Source organism: Neobacillus sp. NPDC093182, from assembly GCF_044754045.1.
This window is the reverse complement of sequence record NZ_JBIVOI010000015.1, coordinates 118,542-143,696: the sequence shown is the minus strand read 5'-3', so window position 1 is coordinate 143,696 and position 25,155 is coordinate 118,542. Positions and strand designations below refer to the sequence as shown.

The following is a 25,155-nucleotide window of genomic DNA, read 5'->3' as shown; positions in this document are numbered from 1 at the left end:
TAGAAGTGAAAAAGATGTTTCAATCTTTCGATACAAAAACGATTGTAAATACTAAGTTTTTATTCTTTACAGGTAAAGGAGGGGTAGGAAAAACTTCGACAGCTTGTGCAGCAGCTGTTACATTAGCGGACGAAGATAAAAAGGTTTTGCTTGTTAGTACAGATCCTGCCTCTAATTTACAGGACGTACTGGAAGTTGATTTGACCAATACACCGAAGGCAATTCCAAATGTACATAACCTCTATGCTTGTAATCTTGACCCTGAAGAAGCCGCAAGAGTATATCGGGACAAAATCATTGGACCTTACCGTGGCAAGCTCCCTGAGGCAATAGTAGCAAACATGGAGGAACAATTATCAGGTGCTTGTACAGTTGAAATAGCAGCATTTGATGAATTTACGAACTTACTTGCGGATCCCTCTGTAGTTGAGGCTTACGAGCATATCATCTTTGATACCGCTCCAACTGGTCACACACTTCGGCTTCTTCAGCTTCCTGCTGCATGGAGTGGCTTTTTAGAAGAAAACACGCATGGTGCCTCTTGTTTAGGTCCTATATCAGGTTTATCTGAAAAGAAACAAATGTACTCCATTACAATGGATGCACTTTCTGACACAAGAAAAACAACCCTAATCCTCGTGGCAAGACCTGATAAATCATCTTTACATGAAGCGAATCGTGCATCTTTGGAATTAAAAGAAATTGGCATTTCAAACCAGGCCCTAATTATTAACGGATTATTGCAGTCTCATCTGCCTGACGATAAGATTTCTTCTTCAATTTATCAGGGACAACGAACTGCGATAAAACAAATGCCAAAGGAATTAAAGCAGGTTGTCACTTATTCATTACCGTTAGTTTCGTATTCGTTGACAGGTGTAGAAAACCTTCGCTATTTATTTAAGCAATATACAATGCCTGCTGCCCAATCAGAAATTCAAGGTAAACTCATATCACTGCCAGGTCTAAATGAAGTGATTAACAACTTCTCAGATAACAACACAAGAGTAATTTTTACGATGGGTAAGGGTGGTGTCGGAAAGACCACGATAGCTTCTGCTATTGCAGTCGGTTTAGTAGAAAAAGGTCACAGAGTACATTTAACCACAACCGACCCAGCTGCTCATTTAGAATTTGTTTTTCAAAAGAGTGAATTAGATGACAAATTAACTATTAGCAGAATTAACCCGATAGAGGTAGTGGAGACATACAAAGCTGAGGTTTTATCAAAAGTAAGCGATGAACTTGATGAAGAGGCAGTGGCCTATATTCAAGAGGACTTAAACTCTCCATGTACGGAGGAGATTGCTGTTTTTCGTGCTTTCGCAGAGGTTGTTGCACAATCACAAAATGAAATAGTGGTAATTGATACGGCACCAACTGGCCATACTTTACTTCTTTTAGACGCAGCACAGTCTTTTCATAATGAGCTTGCTCGGTCTACTGGGGAGGTACCAGAAAGTGTGAAATTGTTGCTTCCTCGATTAAGGAACCCTAAAGAAACAGGCGTAGTGATTGTAACATTAGCAGAAGCTACTCCTGTTTTAGAAGCCAGTCGTTTACAAGCTGATTTGAAACGCGCAGATATACTACCAAAATGGTGGGTTATTAATCAAAGCTTATATGCGGCAGAAACAAGGGATCCAATATTAAAGGGAAGAGCGCTGGCAGAAGAAAATTGGATTCATAAAGTAACGCAAGAATTGGCAGAACAATGCGCAATTGTTCCTTTCATGAGTGAACAGCATAAAGGATATGAGCAGTTAAAAAATTTCATCATTTCTAATAATGATTGATTAATAAAGGTGGAGTAAAACGATGGCGAAAAAGAACTATAACGAGTTAATAAAAAATCGTATTTATTTCGGCGGAGCAGATGATGTAAAGGACATGATGGAAAATGAAAAAGCCGATATTATTTTTGATCTGCGTGCAGAATCACATGAGAACAAGTCAGGATTCGACCGTATCCATATTCCAATCGTTGATGATGCTGAGCGTCAAGATGAATCAATTAAACAGTCCATTAAGCATGTTGTAAAAGCCTATAACGAAGGAAAGAAAGTTTATTTTCATTGTGGCGGCGGCAGTACCCGGGCGGGTACTGTTGCAACTGGAACATTATTGGCATTAGGTAAAGCAAAGTCTATAGATGAAGCCGAAAATATGGCTAAGGCTGCTCGTCCAAAAATAAACGTGAAACCTCAAATGAAAGAAGCATTGCAGCGTATTTTTCCTAATAACTAATGTTTCTGATTCTCTAATTTATAAACAACAAGTAAAATGAAAAGTGAATTTCTTGAAAGGTGTGGGGGAAGTGAATATTACAGATCAAGCTCGTGATGTCTTGAATCAATTGTTCAAAGAACATGAAGCGGAAAACATTCGTGTCTATTTTGCAGGCTTTGGCTGAGGACAGCCTCAAGTGGGACTGGCTCTGGATGAGCCAGATGAAAAGGATAAAGTAATTACGATTAATAAAGTAGTGGTAGCAATTGATCCCGATATTGAACCATATACAGAAAACTTAACACTTGATTTCAATCAAGAAGCAAATGGACTTGTGTTGGTTGGAAATGAAAGCAACTGTTGTTAGGTAAATAAAAGGGAGTAGTTAGTTTCGAAAACTAATTACTCCTTTTTATTTTCTTTGTCAGGCACATGAACACTGGCAGCATGGCTGCACGAGTTTATTAAAAAAATTATCAGCAGGATGGTTTAAACACGCAACAAAGTTCATGTGACAATAAGTGATTGAGTTCCTCTTGATTTAATTCGTAATAACTCCATGTTCCGCGTGTTTCTTTCGTGATAATGTTTGCATCTAATAATATCTTTAAATGGTAAGACAGCTTTGATTGAGCCATATCAACCAGTGGAGCAAGATCGCAAACACACATCGCACCTTTCTGAGTTAAAATGTTCATGATCTGTAATCTCTTTTTATCAGCAATCGCTTTAAATTTTAACTCGTACTTTTCAAAGAATGAATCCATGGAAATGTCCTGTAATTGTAATTCTTCCTTCATGATTCTTCACCTTCTTTTTTAATCAAATAATCTTGATATGTTCATCATATATCCAATATTTTCATGTGTCAATTACTAAAATCAAAAAAAGTTGATTTATTTATCAATTTTTTTTGATAAATTAGTTGTAATTAGAAATTATTGCTAATATACTATACGTATAAATCAAAAAAAGTTGATTTATAATTTAAATCAAAAATATTTGATCAAACAAAGGAGTTGAGGAATATGAATTTTATCAAAAAACTAACAGGTAAAAAATCTTCAAACTGCTGCAGTATTAAAATTAAAGAAGTTGAAACTACTAAAGAGGAAGCTTGTTGTGGCACATCCAATGAACAGGAATCGTCTTGCTGCTAATTTTAATTGAAATGGAGGGGTAAGCATGAAAATGCATGTTGGTATTAATGTTACTCAATTAAATAAGTCGATTGAGTTTTACACAAAAGTATTTCATTCGGAACCAGTAAAAGCAAAGTCAGACTATGCAAAATTCTTACTTGATGATCCTGGTCTTAATTTCACTTTAAATTTAAAAGATGAAGTCTCAGGTAATCAGGTAGGTCATTTTGGATTTCAAGTTGAAACTCTTGAAGAAGTCCTTCAACATAAAAATCGTTTAGAAAATTTAGGATTTTTTGCAAGAGAAGAGATAGACGTTACCTGTTGTTATGCAACACAAGATAAATTTTGGGTAACAGACCCTGACGGGAACGAATGGGAATTCTTCTATACAAAAGGTGATGTAGAAGATTTGGACACTATTACTTCGTGCTGTAATACACAACCAACTGAGCTTGAAATTAAAACTAACTCCTGTTGTTAACACTACCTTAGAAAACGCTGAACGAATTCAGCGTTTTTTTATTAACATTCAAACAATTGTTTGACCATTGGAAACACAATTGTATATACTATAATCAAATGAACGTTTGAATGAGGAGGGTATCGGGTGAATGATGATTCGACTTGCCTTTGCTCACCGAATGGAGGGGAAAGCTCATGAGTAATGCGTTAGAAAAAGCAAATGAAAAAACGGTTTATCGAGTTCAAGGATTCACCTGAGCAGGCTGTGCCACAAAGTTCGAAAAGAACGTAAAACACCTGGATGGTGTTTCTGATGCAACTGTAAATTTTGGTGCTGCAAAACTAACCGTATATGGTCATACAACCATAGAAGAAATAGAAAAAGCTGGAGCCTTTGAAAATATAAAAGTTGTTCCTGAAAAACAAAAACTAGAAGAGAAAAAAGTACCTTTTGTACAAAAACATTCAACGGTCATCGTATCAGCTCTTTTCTTACTTATTGGATGGTTTTCAGGGCAATTGAATGGGGAAGAGAGTGTCTCTTCCATTCTAGCCTATGGTGCGTCAATTTTAATTGGTGGGTATCGATTGTTTAAAACCGGGATTAAGAATCTTTTCCATTTGGAATTCGATATGAAGACCTTGATGACCATTGCTGTCATTGGTGCCGCGATTATTGGAGAATGGGGGGAAGGAGCTACAGTTGTCATTCTGTTTGCGATAAGTGAAGCACTTGAATCTTATTCAATGGACAAAGCGCGACAATCGATCCGTTCTCTCATGGATATTGCTCCAAAAGAAGCCTTAATCCGAAGAGGAAATAAGGAGTTAACAGTTGAAGTAGATGATATTCAAATTGGTGACACTCTAATTGTAAAACCAGGGCAAAAAATTGCTATGGACGGAATTGTTGTTAAGGGTTTATCAGCAGTGAATCAGGCAGCAATTACGGGTGAATCTGTACCGGTGGCGAAGGCGGTTAATGATGAAGTATTTGCTGGGACCTTAAATGAAGAAGGTTTACTTGAAGTACGAGTAACCAAACATGTGGATGATACCACAATCGCTAAAATCATTCACCTGGTGGAAGAAGCCCAAGCAGAAAAAGCACCATCTCAGGCATTTGTTGATCGGTTTGCAAAGTATTACACACCAATCATTATGCTCATCGCATTAGGTGTCGCTATTGTACCTCCATTGTTCCTTGGTGGAGACTGGGAGAAATGGATTTACCAAGGCTTAGCCGCTCTAGTGGTAGGATGTCCTTGTGCGCTTGTCATTTCCACACCCGTTGCCATTGTAACGGCCATTGGAAATGCAGCTCGAAATGGTGTGTTAATTAAAGGTGGAATTCATTTAGAAGAAATGGGATCCATCAAAGCCATTGCGTTTGATAAAACAGGAACCCTAACGGAAGGAATTCCGGTAGTGACAGATTATTTACCACAACCAAATTCAGATGCTAATGAACTATTAACGATTATCGCTGCCTTAGAAAATGGTTCTCAGCACCCATTGGCTTCAGCCATCATGAAAAAAGCTGAGCTGGAAAATTTGCCTTATAAAGAGATCGTAATACAAGATTTTTCTTCGATTACTGGTAAAGGGATAAAAGGCAGAGTGGACGATAAAATGTATTATATCGGAAGCCCTAATTTGTTTGAGGAAATCTTAGTCAATGGTATACCTCTTGAAATTAAAACAACAATTACGGAGCTTCAAAATATAGGAAAAACGGTAATGGCTGCGGGGACTGAAACAGAAATAGAGGGAATCCTTGCGGTTGCGGATGAGGTCAGAGGGAATAGTAAATCGGTCATTCAAAAACTCCACTCGTTAGGCATTCAAGAAACGATTATGCTGACAGGGGATAATAAATCGACTGCAAATGCAATTGGAAAACAAGTAGGGGTCTCCAATATTAAGGCTGAATTGCTTCCACAGGATAAACTAGCCTTCATAAAAGAATTAAGAAGCAAATATGATCGTGTTGCTATGATTGGGGACGGTGTAAATGACGCACCGGCATTGGCTGCTTCCACAGTTGGTATTGCAATGGGCGGCGCGGGTACGGATACGGCACTTGAGACTGCAGATATAGCTTTAATGGCAGATGACTTAGGGAAACTTCCATTTACATTAAAATTAAGTAGAAAAGCCTTGAATATCATTAAGCAGAACATTACATTCTCTTTAGGAATTAAACTTGTCGCATTGTTATTAGTAATCCCAGGATGGCTGACGCTATGGATTGCCATATTTGCAGATATGGGCGCAACACTTATTGTCACCCTAAATGGTTTAAGACTACTCAAAATCAAAGACAAATAATAAAGGGCTTCCCAATAAGCGGGAAGCCTCTTTATTTTAGAAGAGTTTACGCTCCTACCGTAAACATCCAGGTAACTCCAAATTTGTCCTTGACGGAACCATGAAGCTTAGCGAAGAATGTCGGCTGAAGGTCATTTTGTACGGTTCCACCATCTTTAAGTACGTTCCATGCGTTGATAGCCTGTTCCTCCGAATTCAGCTCAACACTAATACAAACGATCTCTGATCCTTGTAAATCCCGTTTATAGTCTGAACCCAAAATTGAACCTGTTTCTGTTATTTTCAATTCAGCATGTAAGACAAGATCTTTATCACTTTCAGCGATTGGAAAATCAGGACTCGGAGGCATATCTCCATATTTCTGAATAACAGCCATTTCTCCATCAAAAGCTTTTTGATACCATTTAAAAGCCTCCTCGCATTCTCTGTTAAACATTAAATAAGGTTTAATCATTTTTTGCACTCTCCTTCAACAAATATGTTCGTTCTATTCCATTTATTAAAACAAAGGTGATAAAACGATTATAACCGAACTTTTGTTCTACTTTCAAGTTTTCACCAATAGGGGGTACAAAAGAAAAGCTGCCGATGATTACTCGACAGCTTTTAAGGTTCAATTTTACGGTCTTCTTCCCAATATCGGACACTCTCTGTCTTAGATGTGGGTTCTCTTTTAACCACTTTTCCTGCTTCGTCGTAATAGACTTCATATTCCTGATAGATTTCCACGAAATAACCGTTCATTTTTTTTATATCATCGAGCTTATATTCCAACACTGGCACATCTGTTGGCGGTTCTACGTCTACTGGCTGTGCCGCTGCAGGTTCACTGATTGTCGAGTAGGAATATTGGCTATGAATAAATGAATACGGCGAATCAAGATAGGCTACAAGCGCAACAATAACACACAGGAATAAAAACGTCGTGAAATGAGAGGCTAGTTTCATTCATCTCGACTCCTTTTTACAAGTACATCCTCGTAACCTATCTTATGCATGTCCTTATCACATATGCTAGTTTGTTTTAAACACTAATGCTTTTGTCCGATAAAATTGATATAGTACCAAGGCTATAACTGAAATGATCGCTCCAGATATATAAGGTAATCCGATTGAAAGAGAGAACAGCCATCCTCCAAGAGGCGGGCCAACAATCCTGCCTAACGAGTCAAAGGAAGAAAGCAATCCGGTTGCACTTCCATGACCTGCGTCAGTGGTTTTCGTCAGCAGGGAAGAGACACTGGGACGAATGACTCCGTTGCCAATACCAAAGATTGATAAAAAGATAGCGGCAGTTGTAAAACTATCAACAAACAGGATTAATCCGAAACCAATTGCAGATACAACAATTCCACCTTGAATAACTGTACCTTCACCATATTTTTTTGTTAGTCTGCCGACCATGCCGCCTTGTACCATAGCACCAGCAAACCCCATAATCATGAATATATATCCTAGCTGCGCAGCCCCTAATCCTGCTTTTTTTGCTGCAAAGTAGGCAAATGTAGCCTCTAAGCCTGATAAAGAAAGAGAAATTAACAACTGTAATAAAAACAATACCGACGCTGGGCCAGAAAAAGCCTTCCATCTCGATTGAGTCCTGCTTTGATCTGCAGCATTATTTTTTTGTAAGGATTCTTTTAAGAAAAAGAAAATGATGACTAACGTTAATAACGAAGAAGCACCTGCTAGGTAAAATGGCATACTCATACTTGACTTCGAGAATATACCGCCAATAGCAGGACCAAATACAAAGCCTAGTCCTACTGCTGCTCCTATAATACCCATTCCTTTCCCACGGTTTTCAGGAGTGGTAATATCGGCGACATAGGCCATCGCAGTTGGCATATTAGCCGAAGAAAGTACTCCGCCAATAATTCGTGCGGCAAATAACATCCAAAGCTCAGTAGCCATCGCTTGAATAAAGAAGGATAATGATAATCCAGCGATTCCAATCATCATGATCGGCTTACGGCCGATACGGTCTGATAATTTTCCCCAAAATGGTGCAAAGATAAGCTGCATAAGCGAATAAACAGCCATTAATAAGCCTAATTGCGTAGGGGAAGCACCCATTTCTTCAGCATAAAATGGCAGTACGGGAATAATGATCCCGAAGCCTATCATGACAAGGAACATGACTAAAAATAAAATTGGTAAAGCTCTTTTTGTTTCCAAATAACTCCATCTCCTAAATGATCTGAACAGTTCAAATCTTTATGTAAAAATTACTACAAAATTTGGCGCTATGCTTAGGATAATAGAAAACATGAATCTAATACAAGCATTTCAAGTTATTATTTAAAATAATTTTCTAAGTTGATAAGATGTCACCTAATTAACACCTATCAGTAAGATAACAAAGGTCTATCACCTGCTAGCAGAATTATAGCAGTGAGATATAGATAAAAAAGAGCACAAGTCTACTGGGACATGTGCTCTTTATTTCACTGCTTTCCGGGTTGTTTCTGATGCGAAGTCTGCAATGACGACTAGAATCATATAACACAATAATAGTAACGTAATCTGTGTATAGTTAAAATAACTCATCGCAAGCTTAAAGTCCATTCCAAGACCACCTGCACCAACGAACCCTACTACAATTGTCGTTCTCATGATCACTTCCCATCGATAAAGAATATAGGTGAGAAATCGCGGAAGAACGATCGGCAGGATCCCGTAAAAGAAAATTTCAATTTTGGAAGCACCAGCTGCTGCTAAGTTACGAATCGGCCTCGGATCCATATCTTCGACAACCTCTGCCCAAAGCTTCCCAAGTATACCAAAGTTATGAAGGGCTAGCGCCAATGCCCCTGGTAAGATTCCAGGTTTAAAGATAAAGATAATCATCATGGCCCAGACTAACTCTGGAACAGACCTTGAAAAGATATAAAGAAGGCGGATGAAAGCAAATAACGGCCAATTATACCATCTCTTTTTTAATGTAAGACTTCCATTGGCAATGTTTCTTGCGGCAGGAATAACCGTAATGAAAGCAACAATGGTGGAAAATCCAATTGCCATGATACTCATTTCAAGTGTTTCCAGCGTAAGCTTCAATGCGATTGCCCAGCTTTCTCCATCTAGGAAGGCTGGATTCTCTTGATTGAATCCAAGGAGGCCGCCGAAAAACGTTTTAGCATATTCGATATTTTTTTCAGATAATAGCTCAAATAACCTAGCATTTTCACCAATAGTAATATACGTCCAAGAACCGATTATCAACAATGTGGCAAATAGGACAGACATCCAGCCGGAACCAAATCCCTTTTTTCTTTTATGGTCGGTTAATCCCTTGCGGACCAAATGACTCCAGCCATCAACAAATATCACCAGTGCAATTAAGAAAAAGACAAATGTCCAAACAGCATCATATTTTAAATCCGCTAATGCTAATTGAATTTGAAAACCAAGTCCTCCTAAGCCAACAAAACTCATAATGGCGGAAGAACGAATAGCACATTCGAACCGGTACATCGTATAACTTATAAAGTCAGCCCAAACCAAGGGGAGGTAACCATAAACCAATGTTTGAAGCCGAGAGGAACCGGATGCTTTTAAGGCGATGATTGGCTGCTCGGGGACATCATTCAGCATATCTGCAAAAATACGGCCTAGTATCCCGCCGTATGGAATCGCTAGTGCTAGGATTGCGGCATATGGGGATAATCCAACTGCGGCCACAAAAAGCCATGCCCAAATTAATTCATGAATCGAACGAGTAAAACCTAATATACCTCTAAAAAAAACCTTAGAAATAAAACGCGAAAATTTGCTAGTCGTTAACGTTCCTGACGCCAAGACGCCTACAATAAAAGCATAAACAATGGCCAGCGACATCCCTGCCACTGCATAAGCAAGCGTAATCCAAGCCGATTCCAAACCGACTAATAATATGCTTGGTGCTAAATCAGGCTGGATTAGCCCTTCAAAAATCTGCAGCATGGTTGGAATACCGCCTGCATGGAAAAGCTCTGAGTTCCAATGAATAGAGGTAAGACTCCAAACGAAAATTGCCAGCAGCAGTAAAGTAAGAATGAATCTTTTATGCAATTGAAGGGAGGGGATCAGTTTCATCATATTAATCCTGTTCCTTAAGCTGATAAAGCTCATTTAACAGCTCATCACTTACTTTTTCTGTTGGCAGATCAAAAAATATTTCGCCGTTTTTGAGAGAAATGATTCTTGTAAAATACTTTCGTGCGTATTCCACTGAATGCAGACTGGCTACTAACGTTTGGTTTTCCTCTGAAACAATTTTAGTCAGCATAGAAAGCACATCGTCAGCCCGTGCAGGATCAAGAGATGCTACTGGTTCATCCGCTAGAATAATCTCTGGATTCTGTACCATTAGTCGTGCCATCGCCACACGCTGTTGCTCACCGCCCGATAATGTAGCGGTTATTTCGTAAAGTTTATCTCTTAGCCCGACTCTATCAAGAGCATTAAGGGCTGCTTCTTTTTCTTGAGGGACAAGCAGCGAAAATAATGATTTAATGAATCCCCACTGTGATAATTTGCCGGCCAGAACGTTATGAATAACGGCCAAAGGGCCAATTAAATCGAACTGCTGGCGGATGACACCAATTTTTTTTGCAAACTTCTTTCCTCGTTTGTAACCAGCAAGAGGCAGACTGTCTATTAGAAGTTCGCCGCTTTGAAGAGGAACAAGACCGGCAATGGAATTCAATAAAGTCGTTTTTCCTGCGCCGCTGGGGCCAATTAATGCCACCAATTCACCTTGCTTAATAGAAAAAGAAAGGGAAGATAAGGCTATCTTCCGCTCAAAATGTTTTGTTATGTTTTTTGCTTCAATCATTGTTTTTGAAGACATGGAACAGCACCTACTACTTAATAATCTCTAATTCTTTTGCCACTTTTTCAATTTTTTCATAGTTATCATTTTTTGTTTCAATAAACTTGTCGGTTTGGAACAAGTCAGCAATTTCTTTTGAATCGCCTGGCATGGAAAGAAGGGAGTCTTTAACTTTTTGCTTAGCATCACTGCCAAATACTTCTTCTACGTTGCTATTGATTGTCCAGTTATAGTCATAATAATCTGGAGTTGTATAGAACACTTTCACTTTGTTTGTATCCACTTTACCTTCTTTTACCGCTGCTTCCCAAACGGAGATGTTTAATGCACCAGCTTGGAAGGAACCAGATTCAATTAACTTGTAAGTAGTATCATGTGAGCCTGAGAAGTTAGGCTTTCCATTAAAATCAGTATTAGGGTGAATGCCTTCTTCCGTTAAGAAATAACGAGGCATTAAATGACCTGATGTAGAGCTTTCACTGCCAAATGTGAATGATTTTCCTTTTAAATCCGCTAATGTACTAATACCAGAGCCTTCTTGAGTAATAAATACAGATTTAAACTCGGCGTCACGCGGACGCTGTACAATGGATTCAGCTTCCGGAACAAGATTTCTTGCCTGAACACTTGTTAAACCGCCGAACCATGCTAAATGGATCTCGCCACGTTGGAATCCTGTAACTAAAGCAGCATAATCAACAGAAGGAACAAATTCAACCTTCATGCCAGTTTCTTCACTTAACTGCTTCGCAACTGCATCCATCCCTGTTTGGAGGAAAGCAGCATTTTGATCGGGAATCGCACCAATTTTAAATACTTCCTCTGTTTTTGTTTCCTTATTACCTTCTTTTTCTTCATTTGCTTTATTTTCAGTTTGCCCACAAGCTGCTAATGAAAAAACAAGCATAAATAAAATAATACCCGTTAACCATTTTTTCATAAGAGTATTCACCTCATTAATTATGTAATTTACACAGTAGTTATATCCTTGCCTTTTGATTATAATGAATTGTGTCAATCTATTAAATTCATTTTATCTATAAAGTAAATGAATATTAATCTGAATTATCGATAGGAAAATAGGTTAATAGTACTAAACCCTTGGTAATAAAGAAATCTCCCGCACAGGATGCGGGAGATTGAAGTTTTTTATGCGTTTATCGTTTGTGACCATTCTTCGACATTCCAAACTTTTGTTACCCAATCCTCGTAAAAATCAGGCTCATGGCATACTAAAACGACTGTGCCTTTATACTCTTTTAAGGCACGTTTTAGCTCTTCCTTTGCGGTCACATCCAGATGGTTTGTCGGCTCATCGAACAGTATCCAGTTACTTTCATTCATCATTAGTTTGCAGAGACGGACTTTTGCCTGCTCGCCGCCGCTAAGCTGGTTCATTGGACGAGAAATATGCTCGTTCTTTAAGCCACAGCGTGCAAGTGCAGCTCGGACCTGGTGTTGATCCATAGAAGGGAAGGCGTTCCAAACATCATCAATTGGCGTCATATTTCCTGCTTTAACCTCTTGCTCAAAGTAAGAAGGGAAGAGGAAATCACCGCGTTCAACCTTACCATTTAAAGGATCAATTTTTCCAAGCATCGTTTTAAGAAGAGTTGACTTACCAACACCGTTACAGCCGATAATCGCAACTTTTTCACCGCGTTCGAGTGTCATACTCATTTTCGGTAAAAGCGGGTGAGAGTAGCCAATTTCTAAGTCATTTGCTTCAAAAACATAACGGCTGCTGCTTCTAGATTCTTTAAAACCAAAAGTAGGTTTTACAGCCGTTTCAGGACGGTCAATTCTTTCTAAGCGATCGAGCTGCTTTTGGCGACTTTTCGCACGTCCTGTAGTAGAATAACGGGCTTTGTTCTTCGCGATAAAATCCTCTTGTTTTTTAATGAATTCCATTTGTTTTTCATACGCATTAATGTGCTGATTTTTATTGATTTCAGCAAGCTCTAGGAATTTTTCATAGCTTGCAGTATATCGAGTTAATTTAGAGAATTCCAATTGAAAAATAACATTCGATACCGGATTCATAAACTCCGTATCATGGGAGATTAAGATAAAGGCATAAGGGTATTCTTTTAGATAATTTGTTAGCCAGCGGATATGCTCAACATCTAAATAGTTTGTTGGCTCATCGAGTAAAAGAACTTTTGGCTGCTCAAGTAAAAGCTTTGCTAAAAGAACTTTTGTACGCTGCCCGCCGCTAAGCGCTGCTACATCACGGTCTAAACCAATCGCATCCAGTCCTAACCCGCGTGCCGCTTCTTCTATTTTAATATCAAGGGAATAGAATCCGCCTGCATCTAACGCGTCTTGGATTTCACCCATCTTTTCTAAAAGAACTTCAAGCTCCTCAGGAGTTGTGTCGCCCATTTTAGCGATGACTTCATTTAATTCTTTTTCTTTTTCAAATAGAGGAAGAAAGGCATCGCGCAGCACATCGCGCATCGTTCTTCCTGGGGTAAGAACTGTATGCTGATCTAAATATCCGTAATGCACACCAGGTGTCCATTCGACACGACCGCTGTCGTGAATCAATTGACCTGTAATAATATTCATTAATGTCGATTTACCGACGCCGTTTGCACCGACAAGACCAACATGATCTTCAGCTAATAATCGAAAGGAAACGTCCTTAAATAAGGTACGGTCCCCAAATGTATGGGATAAATTTTCAACAGTTAATAAGCTCATGGTTTTTAAAATCCTCGCTTTGTTCAAGAATTAATACGTTACTACATCATACTAAATTTCCATGAATTCGACTATATTTTTAATGAGTAAAATACTGTAAATAAATTGGAAAAGAAAAAATACTAAAAAATATAAAGGACAAGTGGGATGGTAATAGAATTAGTAAGTAAGACAATAGTTGAGGTGAGTGTATGAATGTAATCGGTTTTGGCGGTGTCTTTTGGAGGTCTAGAAATATTAATGAACTAAAAAAATGGTATAGTGAGGTATTAGGAATTACGTTGGATAACGAATGGAATGGTACAACTCTTCCTTCACAAGAAGGTGATGCAACCATCTTTTCCTTTTTTAAAGAGGACAATGATTATTTTCCTAAAGAGCAGCAGGTGATGTTGAATTTTCAGGTTGAAGATATGAGTGAATGTTTAAAACACCTCAAAGAGCTTGGGATTCCTTTACTTAAGGAAACTGAAAAGAGTGAGTTTGGGACATTTACTTGGATTGCAGATCCAGAAGGCAGATGGATAGAACTTTGGGAAAAATAAGCATAAAAAAAGAATGAGCCGGCAAGCTCATTCTTTTTTAAATGTTATTTATTCGAAGACATAGAATCACGGTCCACTGCTTGCGGCGGTTTTTCCATCCAGCCTTCATCTATAAATATTTTGGCTCCGTCCTGAACATAAAGCCCTATATCCAATAAAAACTTGCTATACATTGCACCTAAATCATGCCGCCCGTTAAGGGATGAAGCATTCGCATATGACCTGATTTTCATGCTGAACATATCGATTTTATGAAACATCATTAATTTATCTGAAAACGGGGCAAATGTTGAGTTTTCTACTAAGTCATCCAACAATGGATGGGCAGGTAAATCTTCTTTATTTAACTGATGTCTACATGCTTCAATATGTTTCATGGTAATGTCTTTTCCACGATGCATAAAATTTTTAACTTTTTCATTTTTAGCCACCTGTCCAAAGGCCATTAATAATACTTTGCTAGTGGAGTTATTCTCCATATTATCGTATAAATGAGCAATCTCCAGGCCATGTAAAGGGCGGACATGACCTAAGAAACCATTAAAATAACTTTCCTTTTGTACGAATTCAACCTTCTCTGGAACAGGAATTACAGGTGGTCTCGTTAAAAATCCCTTTTCTTTTAACGTATCATTAAGGGTTACTAACAAATCGGTGGTTAATTGATTACACTTTAGGATAAAATCCCTTACATCTTGTCTAAGCATTAACGGGATCGCAGTGGAGTAGAGACTTAAGCCTGCTTTCGCTGCATATTTCAAATAATGAAGATAAAATTCATCAGCAAATAATCTAGGAGCTCCTAAATTTACGTCATCCTCAGTAAAGCCTATAGGAATGGGGAAATTCTCTTTATCAAATATCGCTTTAATGTCTTTTAGAAATTCATTGCCGATATTTAAAGCATTTTTCAGGATTTCTTTTATGTCTTTGTCATTCACATGCTGAAGATAAAAACTAATTACACATTTAGACATGGTATTGCCCATATATACAGCCCAAAGCTTACCCATTTCAGCTGATGTTAATTTTTCGACTGGCTGCCCGATAAGTTTAGAGGTAATCTTTATCGGCTTTATGGTCTTCATTAGATAAATGCTCCTTACGTCAATCGTTTCTCCTAGTTTTTTCATCTAATGTAAATTTATTCGTTTCAGTAAAGAAATCTCCACAAATAGAAGGTTGCGTAGGATTCCCAATTCGTCCAATTTACTGCTAATTTCATGATCTCGTCTTTGGCGGGTTTCTTTTCTCTGCCTAATCGGTGTTTAATCGCATTCTGCAGTCCCACATCATCAATAGGAAAAGCGGAAGGATATCTTAAGCAGCGCATTAATACATAATTAGCCGTCCAGGGGCCGATACCACGTATTTTAACTAGCATTTTCTCAGCACTTTTATAATCTCCTATCTCGAGCAGCATATCTTTTGATAATTTCCCCTCAACCATAAGCTGTGCAACACCAATGAGATATTCAGACTTCTTTTTCGTCATGCGCAAGCCTTCCAATTCATCGACAGGTAATCCTGCAATATCCTCTGGGGAAGGGAAGACCCAATAGGTGACACCATCATGCATAGCACTTCGACCGAATTTTTCAACTAAACGTCTTTTTAAGGTGTAGGCAAACGAGAGGTTGATTTGCTGTCCTAAAATGCCCCAGCAAAGCGCCTCAAATAAATCGGGAATTCCAATAATCCGCAAACCATAGAAGGAATCAACCGCTTCATCCAGCAGCAGATCCTTCTTTGCCATCGCATAAAACGGACTCAAATCCCTGTCTAAATCAAACCATTCTCTGACATAGCGGGCGACATCAGCACGGATTTCTTTGCTAGTTGTTTTACTTTCTCCTAAAAAACGTACGATTAAATGGTTTTCTTCTACAGAACTAACCTCAATAAGTGCTATTTCTTCTCCTATCGGAATGGCCTTGTAAATACGATTGTTATCAATGTGAAAAAGGCATTCGTTACTACTCCTCGCGAGATAATTTATATTTTCTTGAAAGTTGAATTCTTTTGGTAAGACCAGTTTCAGTTCATTCCCAATATCATCCCAAGATTGGATCCTCATGATAAACCTCCGCTTTTACATTACTAATTAAAGTTATAACACTTAGGAGAACTAAAATCTTGTTTTTTCATTCTGAAAGACTTAAAACTGATTCTCTAAATCGGGTATACTGATAGAAGAGCAGTGATAATAGCGGGGGGTTAATGATGAAACAACTACTATATTGGACACAGTTAGTTTATGAAAATTGGAAACTGTATATGGCAGCAACTTCTAATGGACTCTGTTACGTTGGTTCTCAAGATAAGCCTTTTGAGGAAATGGAGGTTTGGGTAAAAAAACATTACCCTGGCAGTCAATTGGTGCAGGATGTTACGGTTATGCAGCCATACGTTACTGAATTTAAAGAATTTTTTCAAGGTAAACGGAATTCTTTTACCATTCCACAAGAATTAAAGGGGACCAAATTTCAGACAGATGTATGGAATGCACTCTGTAAAATCCCTTATGGAGAAACCTGGACATATTCAGATATTGCCAATGCAATTGAACGACCATCAGCAGTCCGTGCCGTTGGTGCAGCCATTGGGGCAAATCCCGTCCTCTTAACAGTACCGTGTCATCGAGTAATTGGGAAAAATGGTAAACTTACTGGATTTCGCGGTGGATTAGATATGAAGGACCAGCTTTTAAAGCTGGAGCAGGCAAACCATACTAATCGATGATAAAAGCACGATACTCTTGGACATACTATTTCTTATGAATTAAGAAAACGAGGTGCTTATTTCATGGAAGAGATCCAAGAAGTTAGATTTTGTGAAAACTGCAGCAGAGAAACGGTACATATGGTGCGAGAAGACCCGTTGGAAATCGAGTATATCTGCCAGGAATGCAACGATCACCAGGAACTGTTCAAATCGTTTTTTTAAGGACTTATTGTATTCAAAGAAGACAGAGCCATTTCATCAGGCTCTGTCTTTTTTCATGAACCTTGACCCGACCCATACATAACATAGTAGTAACACCAAGGAGGGGTTACTTTGGTCACAAACCATAATAATGTTTCAATTGGAACCGTTTCTGGCGGGATTGTTAACTTTGGCGGTGCTGTTTACATTTCACCGATTTCCATAACCAAAACCATTGGCGGTTCTGGCGAAAACAACACCAGTCCCGATTCTGAGATGGACTCTGAAACTGAGCAAATGATGAGTTTCCCTAAGCGATGCTAACATGCACCGCTATTTTTTTTGCGGTAAAAGAGAGGTTGGTATAAAGAGGTTTAGTTGGTAAATAATACTTTAAGCAACTATCTTTAGTGGACAGAAGGTGATGAAGGTGTTCTTTAAAAAGCTGTTTTCACCAAGAGGTCAATTAAAACCTAAGAACCATGATCTAATTCCTGAGACAAGAGAAAAAATGTCCACTGAGTTTAAAAAAAGACTGCAGAATAGCGCTGACATTTTGGAGAATGAAATAGGAGTTTCAGGGATTACCTTATTTTCCATAGGTACATTAATAGACAAAACCATGCTTCATAGAGACATTATTGATCCACTAAAAGAATTATCCTTCGATTCTATCCAAAAAATTATGGAGCATTTGTCAATTGGTGAGATTGAAAAGTCAAACCAGATGGAAAAGGCAGTCCAAGCTGCTCTAGACGGAAATGTAATCATTTTTTTAGACGGGAATTCAAACGTTCTATTAGCAAAAATACCTTCCAGAGTTGGACGTTCAGTATCTTATGCTCAAAATGAATCTCAGGTTATTGGACCTCAGTTGGCGTTTACTGAAAGCCTAATGACAAATATCACCCTTATTAGAAGTTATATTAAGGATACATCTTTATGTATTGAAAATTTACAGGTAGGGTCCCGCACAAATAAATTGGTTTCCATTGTCTATATTAACGGCATTGTTTCTGAGCAAATGGTCGGCAGCCTAAGAAAAAGAATTCAAGAGATAAAAATGGATGGAATCCTTGACAGTTCGGTGTTAGAACAGCTTCTTGCAGAGAACTCATTGACCATTTTCCCACAAATGGCATTAACAGAACGACCCGACCGTGTATCAGATTGGCTCCTAAAAGGAAAACTCGCAGTCTTTGTGGATGGAAGCTCATTGGCTATTGTTTGTCCTCAATCGTTTATGGAGTTTTTTCAAAGTATGGAGGATAGTAATGTAAATTGGCAGATTGCGACATTCTGGCGATTATTAAGATTCACTGCCTTATTCCTTTCCGTTTTCTTTACTGCTTTGTATGTTGCGTCCTTAACCTTTCACTATGAGGTCATCCCGCAAACTTTGTTGTTTACACTTAGTGAGTCACGGGCGAAGGTACCATTTCCTCCGATAATAGAAGCACTATTATTAGAATTTATTATGGAATTATTACGAGAAGCGGGTGCCCGTCTGCCGACAAAAGTAGGTCAAACGATGGGTATCGTTGGCGGTATTGTAATAGGAACTGCTGCTGTAGAAGCAGGTTTTACGAGTAACATCCTCATTATCATTATTTCCTTAGGAGCTCTAGGTTCGTTCGTAACTCCAAGTTATACAATGGGAAATGTCATTCGTATCGTTCGATTTCCGCTAATCATATTGGCTGGATTCTGGGGTTTTTATGGAATGATGTTCGGCTTTTGCTTTTTACTACTGCACCTGTTAAGACAAACAAGCCTTGGAAGCCCTTATCTAGCACCATTTTATCCGCCGCGTTTTGCAGACTGGAAGGACAGTATCATTCGACTGCCATTATCCATCACAAACAAAAGACCGGACTTAACAAGGGCTGAAAACGAATATAAATATGACCCAATAAAGGCAAAAAAACATAATTGACTAGGCAGCAGGTGACACGATGAAAGTTCAATATCAAGCAAAGCCACAATCTATTTTAAGTACCTTTATACTTTTTTTTATTATCCATTCCATACAAGTTGGGATTGGGATACATAGTTTCCAACGAATTATTTTCCCGGAGGCAAAGCACGATTCTTGGATATCTGTGGTCCTGGCAGGTGTTTTCACTCATATTGTGGTATTTTTCATCATTAAAACCTTACAACTATATGGACCTACAGATATTTATGGCATCCATATCGAAGTGTATGGAAAGTGGATTGGAAAAGTAGTTAATAGTATATATATCTTTTATTGCTTAGGTATGTTTGTGGTCATTTTAAATAACTATATTGAGGTCATGCAAACATGGGTATTTCCAATGGTACCCTCCTGGTTGTTTTCAATCTCCATCTTATTATTAGTGGTTTATGGTGTGACTGGGGGATTACGAGTAATAGCCGGTGCCGGTTTTTTTAGCATTATTCTCTCAGTCTGGATGTTGAGTTTCATCGGCTACCCTTTACGATTTGTTGACTTCGATCATCTTCTTCCTGTAATGGAGTCAAATATTACATCAATTCTAAAAGGGGCTTATAAAATGACGATCACCTTAATAGGTTTTGAGATCCTCTATATAGTCTATCCTTTCATGGAGGATAGAGAGAAGGTAATAAAGTACGCCCACCTAGGAGTTGCCGCAACTAACATCTTGTACTTAGTCCTTATGCTGCTAACCATCAGTTATTTTAGCCCTGGTCAATTGGAGAATACCAATTGGCCGACTCTTTCCTTATTTAAAATTGTTAAACTTCCTTTTATTGAAAGAACTGAGTACGTAGCCGTTTCTTTTTGGCTGCTCATTATCCTCCCGAATCTATTGCTTTATATGTGGGCGGCAGTACGGGGTGTAAAGCGCTCATTTGGAAGAAAAACAAACAGGGTCATTTGGGTTTTTACATTCATTATTTTTTTTGTCAGTATTTTTATTAATACCCGTTTGAAAATAAATCAGTTTAACGACTTTTTTGAGAACATAGCTTTTTATATTGCTTTTTGTTATCCATTTATCCTTTATATTTTGGCTTTGATTAAGAAGAAAATGACATCCCTAAAGGAGAAATAGAAATGAGAACAAAAGGATGGTTTTGGTCTTGGTCATTTTCATTTCTGTTACTGTGTGGCTGTGCACAACCTAGGATTCTTGAAGAAGTAGGTCTTGTTACTACTTATGGTTATGATATTTCAAAAAAAGGCACGATCTTAGGAACGATGGTTGAGTTAACAATTGATCCTGCTTCACCTAAGGATGTAGTTATTTTAGAGTCAGAAGCACTTTCGGTAAGGGGAATTCGTAACAATGCGAATAATAAGACCTCTAAAAGGCTTGCTTCTGGCCAGCTTCGAGTCATCTTATACGGTGAAGAAATGCTTAAACAAGGAAGAACTGGAATAGCAGAAACGTTAACGAGTGACCCATCTATTAGTGATATGACCTATTTGGCGATGGCTGATGGGAAAGCGCGGGATTTGTTAAAGGTAAAGACGGAACATATTCCTGATATCGGAAATCATCTTTATAAGCTCATTGATCAAAACACTAAGGGAAGAGTCATGCCGTCAGCCACCCTGCAAGAAGTGTTACATAGCCATTTCTCAGTTGGTAAAGAACCTGTTATGCCAATTTTAAAAAAAGAAGAAGGTAAGCAGGGGGTTGGTTTCACAGGAGTAGCTTTGTTTAAAGGCAGTAAATTAGTTGGAAAAATAAATACGGAACAAAGCTTTTATCTAAATTTGATTATTGACAAATATAAAGGCGGAAACAAGGATATTGAGATTAAAAGTTCGAAATTAAAACCAATGAACCCACAGCTGAAAAAAACAGTTGCCTCTTTAGATTCAATCGGCGGCAGGAGTAATATTAAGCTTATAAACAAAGAAAAAGTGGAATTTGATTTAGATGTTAAAGTTGCTGGCAGAGTACTTGAGGTTACGAGTATGATTGATATGGGTAATCCGGAAAATATTAAGTTGATCGAGAAGGAAATCACGAAGAGTATGAAAAGAGAGATTGAAAAGCTTATCGCTTATTGTCAATCAAAGGAGTCAGATGCATTGGGCTTTGGAGAAATATATAGAAGCTCTGTCCGGCACTCAAAACTTACCGATAAAAGATGGTATAAAATGTTTAATGAGGCTAAAGTCAATGTAAATGTAGACTTTAGTGTGAAAAGAACAGGGCTTAATGAGTAAAAAAGCTGCCAATAAAAACTGGCAGCTTTTCTAGATTACTATTGAGCAGCACTTTGACTGCTTGGATTTGTGGTTTGACTTTGTTTTGAAGGTCTAGCAACATTAAATACAATATTTAAGAAAATCGCAGTCAAGCTTCCAGCGACAATCCCATTGTTTGTTAGGATTTTTACACTTTCAGGAAGCTGTGCAAAAAGGTCAGGAACAGCTGTAACACCAAGACCCATTCCCACAGAACAAGCAATAATTAAGAGGTTTTCCTGTGAAGCGAATTCTACTTTACTTAACATTTTGATTCCGTATGCAATGACCATACCAAACATCGCTACCATTGCACCACCTAAAACAGGGGTAGGAATAACCGTTGTTAAAGCACCAATTTTAGGAACGAATCCTAAGATAATTAACATTGCACCCATTGTGTAGATAACATTTTTGGTTTTTACACCAGAAAGCTGAACTAGCCCAACGTTTTGAGAGTAGGTTGTATACGGAAATGCATTGAATAAAGAACCCAAAATAATCGCAAGACCTTCTGCACGATAACCCTTAGCTAAATCACTTTCCTTTAGCTTTCTTCCAGTGATATCACTTAGTGCAAAATAGACGCCTGTAGATTCTACTAAACTAACAATCGCAACAAGGGTCATCGTAATAATCGGTGTCCATTCAAAAGTAGGGGTACCAAAGTAAAAAGGCTTTACCATATGGAACCATGAAGCCTCTCCAACGGCTGCAAAGTTTACCTTACCCATTAATGCAGCTGCAATGGTTCCACCTGCAAGACCTAGGAGAATGGCAACAGAACGAATAAATCCTTTTGTAAAACGATAGAGCAGGATAATGAATAATAACGTTCCAAAAGCTAAGCCGATATTTGAGAGACTTCCAAAATCAGGACTTCCTTGGCCGCCGGCAATATTATTCATAGCAACTGGAATAAGGGTAATACCAATAATCGTAACAACAGAACCAGTTACAACTGGCGGGAAGAATTTAATTAACTTACTAAAGAACTGCGCAATCAAAACGACAACTAAACCAGAGACTAGAATGGAACCGTAAATCGCAGAAACACCGTACTCTCCGCCAATGGCAATCATTGGACCCACAGCCGTAAAGGTACATCCTAGAACGATCGGCAAGCCAATCCCGAAAAAGCGATTCTGCCAAACTTGTAATATTGTCGCGATACCGCACATTAAAATATCAATCGACACTAAATAAGTTAATTGTTCTCCAGTAAGGTTCAAGGCACCGCCGACGATAAGAGGGACGATGACAGCTCCTGCATACATGGCTAATACATGTTGAATACCTAAAGATGCGATTTTGAACGGATGTTGTTTCATTAAACCAATTCCTCCATTTTTTCAGTTATAAACGTAACTTCTCCATTTGATAGAGAGGCGATTCTAGCTAATGACTCAACCCGTAATCCTAGCTCCTTTAATTTCTTAGCGCCAGGCTGGAAGGATTTTTCAATTACAATGCCAATGCCAGAAACGGAGGCATTCGCTTGTTGGACCATTTTGACTAAAGCGAGAGCAGCTTCACCGTTAGCAAGAAAGTCATCAATAATAAGAACCTTATCGTTTTCATTAAGATACTTGCCTGCAATGGCAAGCTCATTCGTTTCATTTTTAGTAAAAGAATGGACACTTGCTGTCAGAAGGTCATCTGTTAACGTAACGGATTTTCTTTTTCGCGCGAAAATAACGGGAACATTCATATATAATCCAGCCATCACAGCAGGGGCAATCCCAGAAGATTCAATCGTAACAATCTTCGTAATTCCTTCCGCTGCAAATGCTTGAGCAAATTCTTTTCCAATCTCATTCATTAATTGAGGATCAATTTGGTGATTTAAAAACGAATCAACCTTTAATACATTGTCATTAATGACTCTGCCATCCTTTTTAATCTTTTCTTCTAGTAATCTCATGTTTATCCCCCTATGAAAAAATAAAAAGCCCAAATGTCATTGCTCACATCAAATTTGAGTGAGGCAATGACATTTGGGCTTAGTAACCAAATGTATGGACGCAAAATAACGCCGTTAGCATTACCCACTCATAGTCGGATTGTTAACGGCAATCCGGTAGAAACTTGCAGGCCATATTCCTGCGATTATATGAGTGAAACCTTATAAATTTATTTTCATTATAACCATGGTGAAAACGGAAAGCAATCGTTTTTTTACCAAAAGACGAACGAAAGATATTTTTACGAGTTCATCGTTCGTGTAGGGAAAGCGCTTTATTCTTTATTCTAAAAGTCTCACTCTATGATTGAATAACCATTCATTTTCCGTTACTATTAGAATAGGAAATTTATTCAGAAAATTCTAAACCAAAGGAGAGTCGACCATGCAAAAAACAATCCCTGAAAATTGGTGGAATCAGCTAAGGCTGCCTGTTATTTCTGCACCGATGTTTTTAGTATCGGGTCCTGAACTAGTAAAAAATTGCTGCTTAAATGGTGTTATTGGGTCATTTCCAGCTCCAAACGCAAGACCGATTGAGGTGCTTGATCAATGGATGGGCCAGTTAAACGAAGAATTAGAACAAGCCAGGGCAGCAGAGCCTGACCGAAAAATTGCTCCTTGGGCGATGAATATGGTTGTACATAGCACCTATAGCCGTCTTCAAGATGAATTGGAGTTAATCAAAAAGCACAAGCCACAATTGGTCATCACTTCTTTAGGAAGTCCAAAACATGTGGTAGACATTGTTCATGAGTATGGAGGATTAGTATTCTCAGATGTCAGCGATCTAAAATTTGCCCGTAAGGCCGCAGAAACAGGTGTTGACGGACTAATTCTAGTTGCAAGCGGTGCTGGCGGCCATGCTGGACAAATTAATAGCTTTGCGTTTGTCGATATGGTCCGTACTTTTTGGGACGGTATTATTGTCCTTGCTGGTGCGATTTCAACAGGGAAGGGTATATTAGCTGCACAGGCAGCTGGTGCTGATTTAGCTTATATGGGTACAAGATTTATTGTCGCTACAGAAAGTATGGCAAATGATGAATATCGTGAAATGCTTGTGAATTCTAGTCAGGAGGATATCATCCTAACCGATGCCTTTTCTGGTGTCAGGGCAAATATGCTCATTCCAAGTATCCAAAAAGCAGGACTTGATCCCGCTCAGCTGGTAAAAAAAGAAAAAGTTGATTTTGATAATATGCACGGTAAACCAGAGGCGAAGGCATGGCGTGATATTTGGAGCGCAGGGCATGGAGTAGGTGCCATTGAAAAGATTGAATCCGCAGGAGAAATCATTCAACGATTAGAAGGAGAATATCAAGAAGCTCTAAAAAAAGTGAACCAAACTGCTGCAAAAGTAAGCAGCTTAACGGTGAAATAACGCATGTAATTGGCTGACAAAAAAAAAGAACCTGTCCCACTTATCAATGGGAAGGTTCTTTTTTTTTGGAAACCATTTTAACTACTTTATAGCCAGGCTTTATTTTCACTCGTTTCGTTTCCTTAGCGGTTTTTACTTGATATAGAGTGAATTTTTTCGGCTGGTGCTCCAGCATTTCAACCTTTTGGAGTGTTTCATTACGATAGTATTTGTGAATCTTACGAATTTGTTTTTCCTGTTTTTCACCAAAAAGCCAATCATAAAGGTAAATAAAAATAAAGACAAAAATGCCGCCTACAATCATTGTGTATAGTAGTGATGAAATTGATTCCACGTATTACATCCTTCCTGTTCCTAAATTAAGTATGCTCTCCATTATACCTTTTTTGCTTCAATTGAAAAATAACCTGTTTTCAAAATGGATAACCTAAAAATGCAA

At 38.4% G+C, this 25,155-nt stretch carries 26 protein-coding genes and 1 riboswitch; of the genes, 13 read left to right on the top strand and 13 right to left on the bottom strand.

What is annotated here, in order from left to right:
- Positions 1–14: 14 nt before the first annotated feature.
- The 3 genes from arsA to ACIQAA_RS24405 all read left to right on the top strand — a co-directional run bounded on the left by arsA (position 15) and on the right by ACIQAA_RS24405 (position 2,596).
- Entirely contained in the window at positions 15–1,796 is a 1,782-nt protein-coding gene (gene arsA / locus ACIQAA_RS24415; RefSeq protein ID WP_402624843.1) for an arsenical pump-driving ATPase, read from the top strand.
- 22 nt (positions 1,797–1,818) lie between these two features.
- Positions 1,819–2,247 (top strand): protein-tyrosine phosphatase family protein, encoded by a 429-nt coding sequence (locus tag ACIQAA_RS24410; RefSeq protein ID WP_402624841.1) that lies wholly within the window; start codon positions 1,819–1,821, stop codon positions 2,245–2,247.
- A gap of 178 nt (positions 2,248–2,425) precedes the next feature.
- Positions 2,426–2,596 (top strand): iron-sulfur cluster biosynthesis family protein, encoded by a 171-nt coding sequence (locus tag ACIQAA_RS24405; protein WP_402624838.1) that lies wholly within the window; start codon positions 2,426–2,428, stop codon positions 2,594–2,596.
- 109 nt (positions 2,597–2,705) lie between these two features.
- Here ACIQAA_RS24405 and ACIQAA_RS24400 read toward each other — a convergent pair whose 3' ends face one another.
- A complete protein-coding gene (locus tag ACIQAA_RS24400; RefSeq protein WP_402624835.1) occupies positions 2,706–3,029 on the bottom strand; it encodes an ArsR/SmtB family transcription factor in 324 nt (107 codons plus the stop codon).
- Positions 3,030–3,257: 228 nt separating this feature from the next.
- On the opposite strand from ACIQAA_RS24400, the gene ACIQAA_RS24395 reads away from it, so the two are divergent.
- The 3 genes from ACIQAA_RS24395 (at position 3,258) to ACIQAA_RS24385 (ending at position 6,167) form a co-directional block, all read left to right on the top strand.
- Positions 3,258–3,389 (top strand): hypothetical protein, encoded by a 132-nt coding sequence (locus ACIQAA_RS24395; RefSeq protein WP_402624832.1) that lies wholly within the window; start codon positions 3,258–3,260, stop codon positions 3,387–3,389.
- Between the two features lie 25 nt (positions 3,390–3,414).
- The gene (locus tag ACIQAA_RS24390) at positions 3,415–3,855 is read left to right on the top strand and encodes an ArsI/CadI family heavy metal resistance metalloenzyme (RefSeq protein ID WP_402624830.1); all 441 of its coding nucleotides are present in this window, start codon (positions 3,415–3,417) and stop codon (positions 3,853–3,855) included.
- Between the two features lie 176 nt (positions 3,856–4,031).
- Positions 4,032–6,167, top strand: coding sequence for a heavy metal translocating P-type ATPase (locus tag ACIQAA_RS24385; RefSeq protein ID WP_402624827.1), 2,136 nt, complete (start codon positions 4,032–4,034; stop codon positions 6,165–6,167).
- 46 nt (positions 6,168–6,213) lie between these two features.
- Here ACIQAA_RS24385 and ACIQAA_RS24380 read toward each other — a convergent pair whose 3' ends face one another.
- The 7 genes from ACIQAA_RS24380 to ACIQAA_RS24350 form a co-directional block, all read right to left on the bottom strand.
- On the bottom strand, positions 6,214–6,621 hold the full coding sequence (locus tag ACIQAA_RS24380; protein WP_402624826.1) for a VOC family protein: 408 nt from the start codon (positions 6,619–6,621) through the stop codon (positions 6,214–6,216).
- A 152-nt stretch (positions 6,622–6,773) separates the two neighbouring features.
- Complete coding sequence (locus tag ACIQAA_RS24375; RefSeq protein ID WP_402624823.1) at positions 6,774–7,115, bottom strand: hypothetical protein; 342 nt, start codon at positions 7,113–7,115, stop codon at positions 6,774–6,776.
- A 66-nt stretch (positions 7,116–7,181) separates the two neighbouring features.
- The gene (locus tag ACIQAA_RS24370) at positions 7,182–8,345 is read right to left on the bottom strand and encodes an MFS transporter (RefSeq protein WP_402624820.1); all 1,164 of its coding nucleotides are present in this window, start codon (positions 8,343–8,345) and stop codon (positions 7,182–7,184) included.
- 264 nt (positions 8,346–8,609) lie between these two features.
- A complete protein-coding gene (locus ACIQAA_RS24365) occupies positions 8,610–10,247 on the bottom strand; it encodes a PhnE/PtxC family ABC transporter permease (protein WP_402624817.1) in 1,638 nt (545 codons plus the stop codon).
- Between the two features lies 1 nt (position 10,248).
- Positions 10,249–11,001 carry a phosphonate ABC transporter ATP-binding protein gene (locus ACIQAA_RS24360; RefSeq protein ID WP_402624814.1) on the bottom strand — a complete coding sequence of 251 codons (753 nt, stop codon included), beginning with the start codon at positions 10,999–11,001 and terminating at the stop codon, positions 10,249–10,251.
- Positions 11,002–11,014: 13 nt separating this feature from the next.
- Positions 11,015–11,923 (bottom strand): putative selenate ABC transporter substrate-binding protein, encoded by a 909-nt coding sequence (locus tag ACIQAA_RS24355; protein ID WP_402624811.1) that lies wholly within the window; start codon positions 11,921–11,923, stop codon positions 11,015–11,017.
- Between the two features lie 209 nt (positions 11,924–12,132).
- Positions 12,133–13,689 carry an ABC-F family ATP-binding cassette domain-containing protein gene (locus ACIQAA_RS24350; RefSeq protein ID WP_402624808.1) on the bottom strand — a complete coding sequence of 519 codons (1,557 nt, stop codon included), beginning with the start codon at positions 13,687–13,689 and terminating at the stop codon, positions 12,133–12,135.
- Positions 13,690–13,880: 191 nt separating this feature from the next.
- Here ACIQAA_RS24350 and ACIQAA_RS24345 point away from each other — a divergent pair, with 191 nt between their 5' ends.
- A complete protein-coding gene (locus tag ACIQAA_RS24345; RefSeq protein WP_402624806.1) occupies positions 13,881–14,234 on the top strand; it encodes a VOC family protein in 354 nt (117 codons plus the stop codon).
- A gap of 44 nt (positions 14,235–14,278) precedes the next feature.
- On the opposite strand, the gene ACIQAA_RS24340 is transcribed toward ACIQAA_RS24345, so the two are convergent.
- Both ACIQAA_RS24340 and ACIQAA_RS24335 read right to left on the bottom strand, forming a co-directional pair.
- Entirely contained in the window at positions 14,279–15,322 is a 1,044-nt protein-coding gene (locus ACIQAA_RS24340) for a DUF3231 family protein (protein ID WP_402624803.1), read from the bottom strand.
- A gap of 65 nt (positions 15,323–15,387) precedes the next feature.
- Entirely contained in the window at positions 15,388–16,311 is a 924-nt protein-coding gene (locus ACIQAA_RS24335) for a DNA-3-methyladenine glycosylase 2 (protein ID WP_402624801.1), read from the bottom strand.
- Positions 16,312–16,457: 146 nt separating this feature from the next.
- On the opposite strand from ACIQAA_RS24335, the gene ACIQAA_RS24330 reads away from it, so the two are divergent.
- The 5 genes from ACIQAA_RS24330 (at position 16,458) to ACIQAA_RS24310 (ending at position 21,348) form a co-directional block, all read left to right on the top strand.
- A complete protein-coding gene (locus ACIQAA_RS24330) occupies positions 16,458–16,976 on the top strand; it encodes a methylated-DNA--[protein]-cysteine S-methyltransferase (protein WP_402624798.1) in 519 nt (172 codons plus the stop codon).
- A gap of 315 nt (positions 16,977–17,291) precedes the next feature.
- On the top strand, positions 17,292–17,483 hold the full coding sequence (locus ACIQAA_RS24325; protein WP_402624795.1) for a spore germination protein: 192 nt from the start codon (positions 17,292–17,294) through the stop codon (positions 17,481–17,483).
- A 100-nt stretch (positions 17,484–17,583) separates the two neighbouring features.
- The gene (locus ACIQAA_RS24320; RefSeq protein WP_402624997.1) at positions 17,584–19,095 is read left to right on the top strand and encodes a spore germination protein; all 1,512 of its coding nucleotides are present in this window, start codon (positions 17,584–17,586) and stop codon (positions 19,093–19,095) included.
- A gap of 19 nt (positions 19,096–19,114) precedes the next feature.
- Complete coding sequence (locus ACIQAA_RS24315; RefSeq protein ID WP_402624792.1) at positions 19,115–20,221, top strand: GerAB/ArcD/ProY family transporter; 1,107 nt, start codon at positions 19,115–19,117, stop codon at positions 20,219–20,221.
- A 2-nt stretch (positions 20,222–20,223) separates the two neighbouring features.
- Positions 20,224–21,348 (top strand): Ger(x)C family spore germination protein, encoded by a 1,125-nt coding sequence (locus ACIQAA_RS24310; RefSeq protein ID WP_402624789.1) that lies wholly within the window; start codon positions 20,224–20,226, stop codon positions 21,346–21,348.
- 38 nt (positions 21,349–21,386) lie between these two features.
- On the opposite strand, the gene ACIQAA_RS24305 is transcribed toward ACIQAA_RS24310, so the two are convergent.
- On the bottom strand, positions 21,387–22,700 hold the full coding sequence (locus ACIQAA_RS24305) for a nucleobase:cation symporter-2 family protein (protein WP_402624787.1): 1,314 nt from the start codon (positions 22,698–22,700) through the stop codon (positions 21,387–21,389).
- Positions 22,700–23,293: a xanthine phosphoribosyltransferase gene (locus tag ACIQAA_RS24300; RefSeq protein WP_402624784.1), complete on the bottom strand. Its 594-nt coding sequence runs from the start codon at positions 23,291–23,293 to the stop codon at positions 22,700–22,702. The genes ACIQAA_RS24305 and ACIQAA_RS24300 overlap by 1 nt, the downstream gene beginning before the upstream one ends.
- Positions 23,294–23,404: 111 nt before the next feature.
- Positions 23,405–23,506: riboswitch (purine riboswitch) on the bottom strand.
- A gap of 211 nt (positions 23,507–23,717) precedes the next feature.
- On the opposite strand from ACIQAA_RS24300, the gene ACIQAA_RS24295 reads away from it, so the two are divergent.
- Positions 23,718–24,716: an NAD(P)H-dependent flavin oxidoreductase gene (locus tag ACIQAA_RS24295; protein ID WP_402624781.1), complete on the top strand. Its 999-nt coding sequence runs from the start codon at positions 23,718–23,720 to the stop codon at positions 24,714–24,716.
- 43 nt (positions 24,717–24,759) lie between these two features.
- On the opposite strand, the gene ACIQAA_RS24290 is transcribed toward ACIQAA_RS24295, so the two are convergent.
- Positions 24,760–25,050, bottom strand: a complete 291-nt coding sequence (locus ACIQAA_RS24290; protein WP_402624779.1) for a hypothetical protein — start codon at positions 25,048–25,050, stop codon at positions 24,760–24,762.
- Positions 25,051–25,155: the final 105 nt, after the last annotated feature.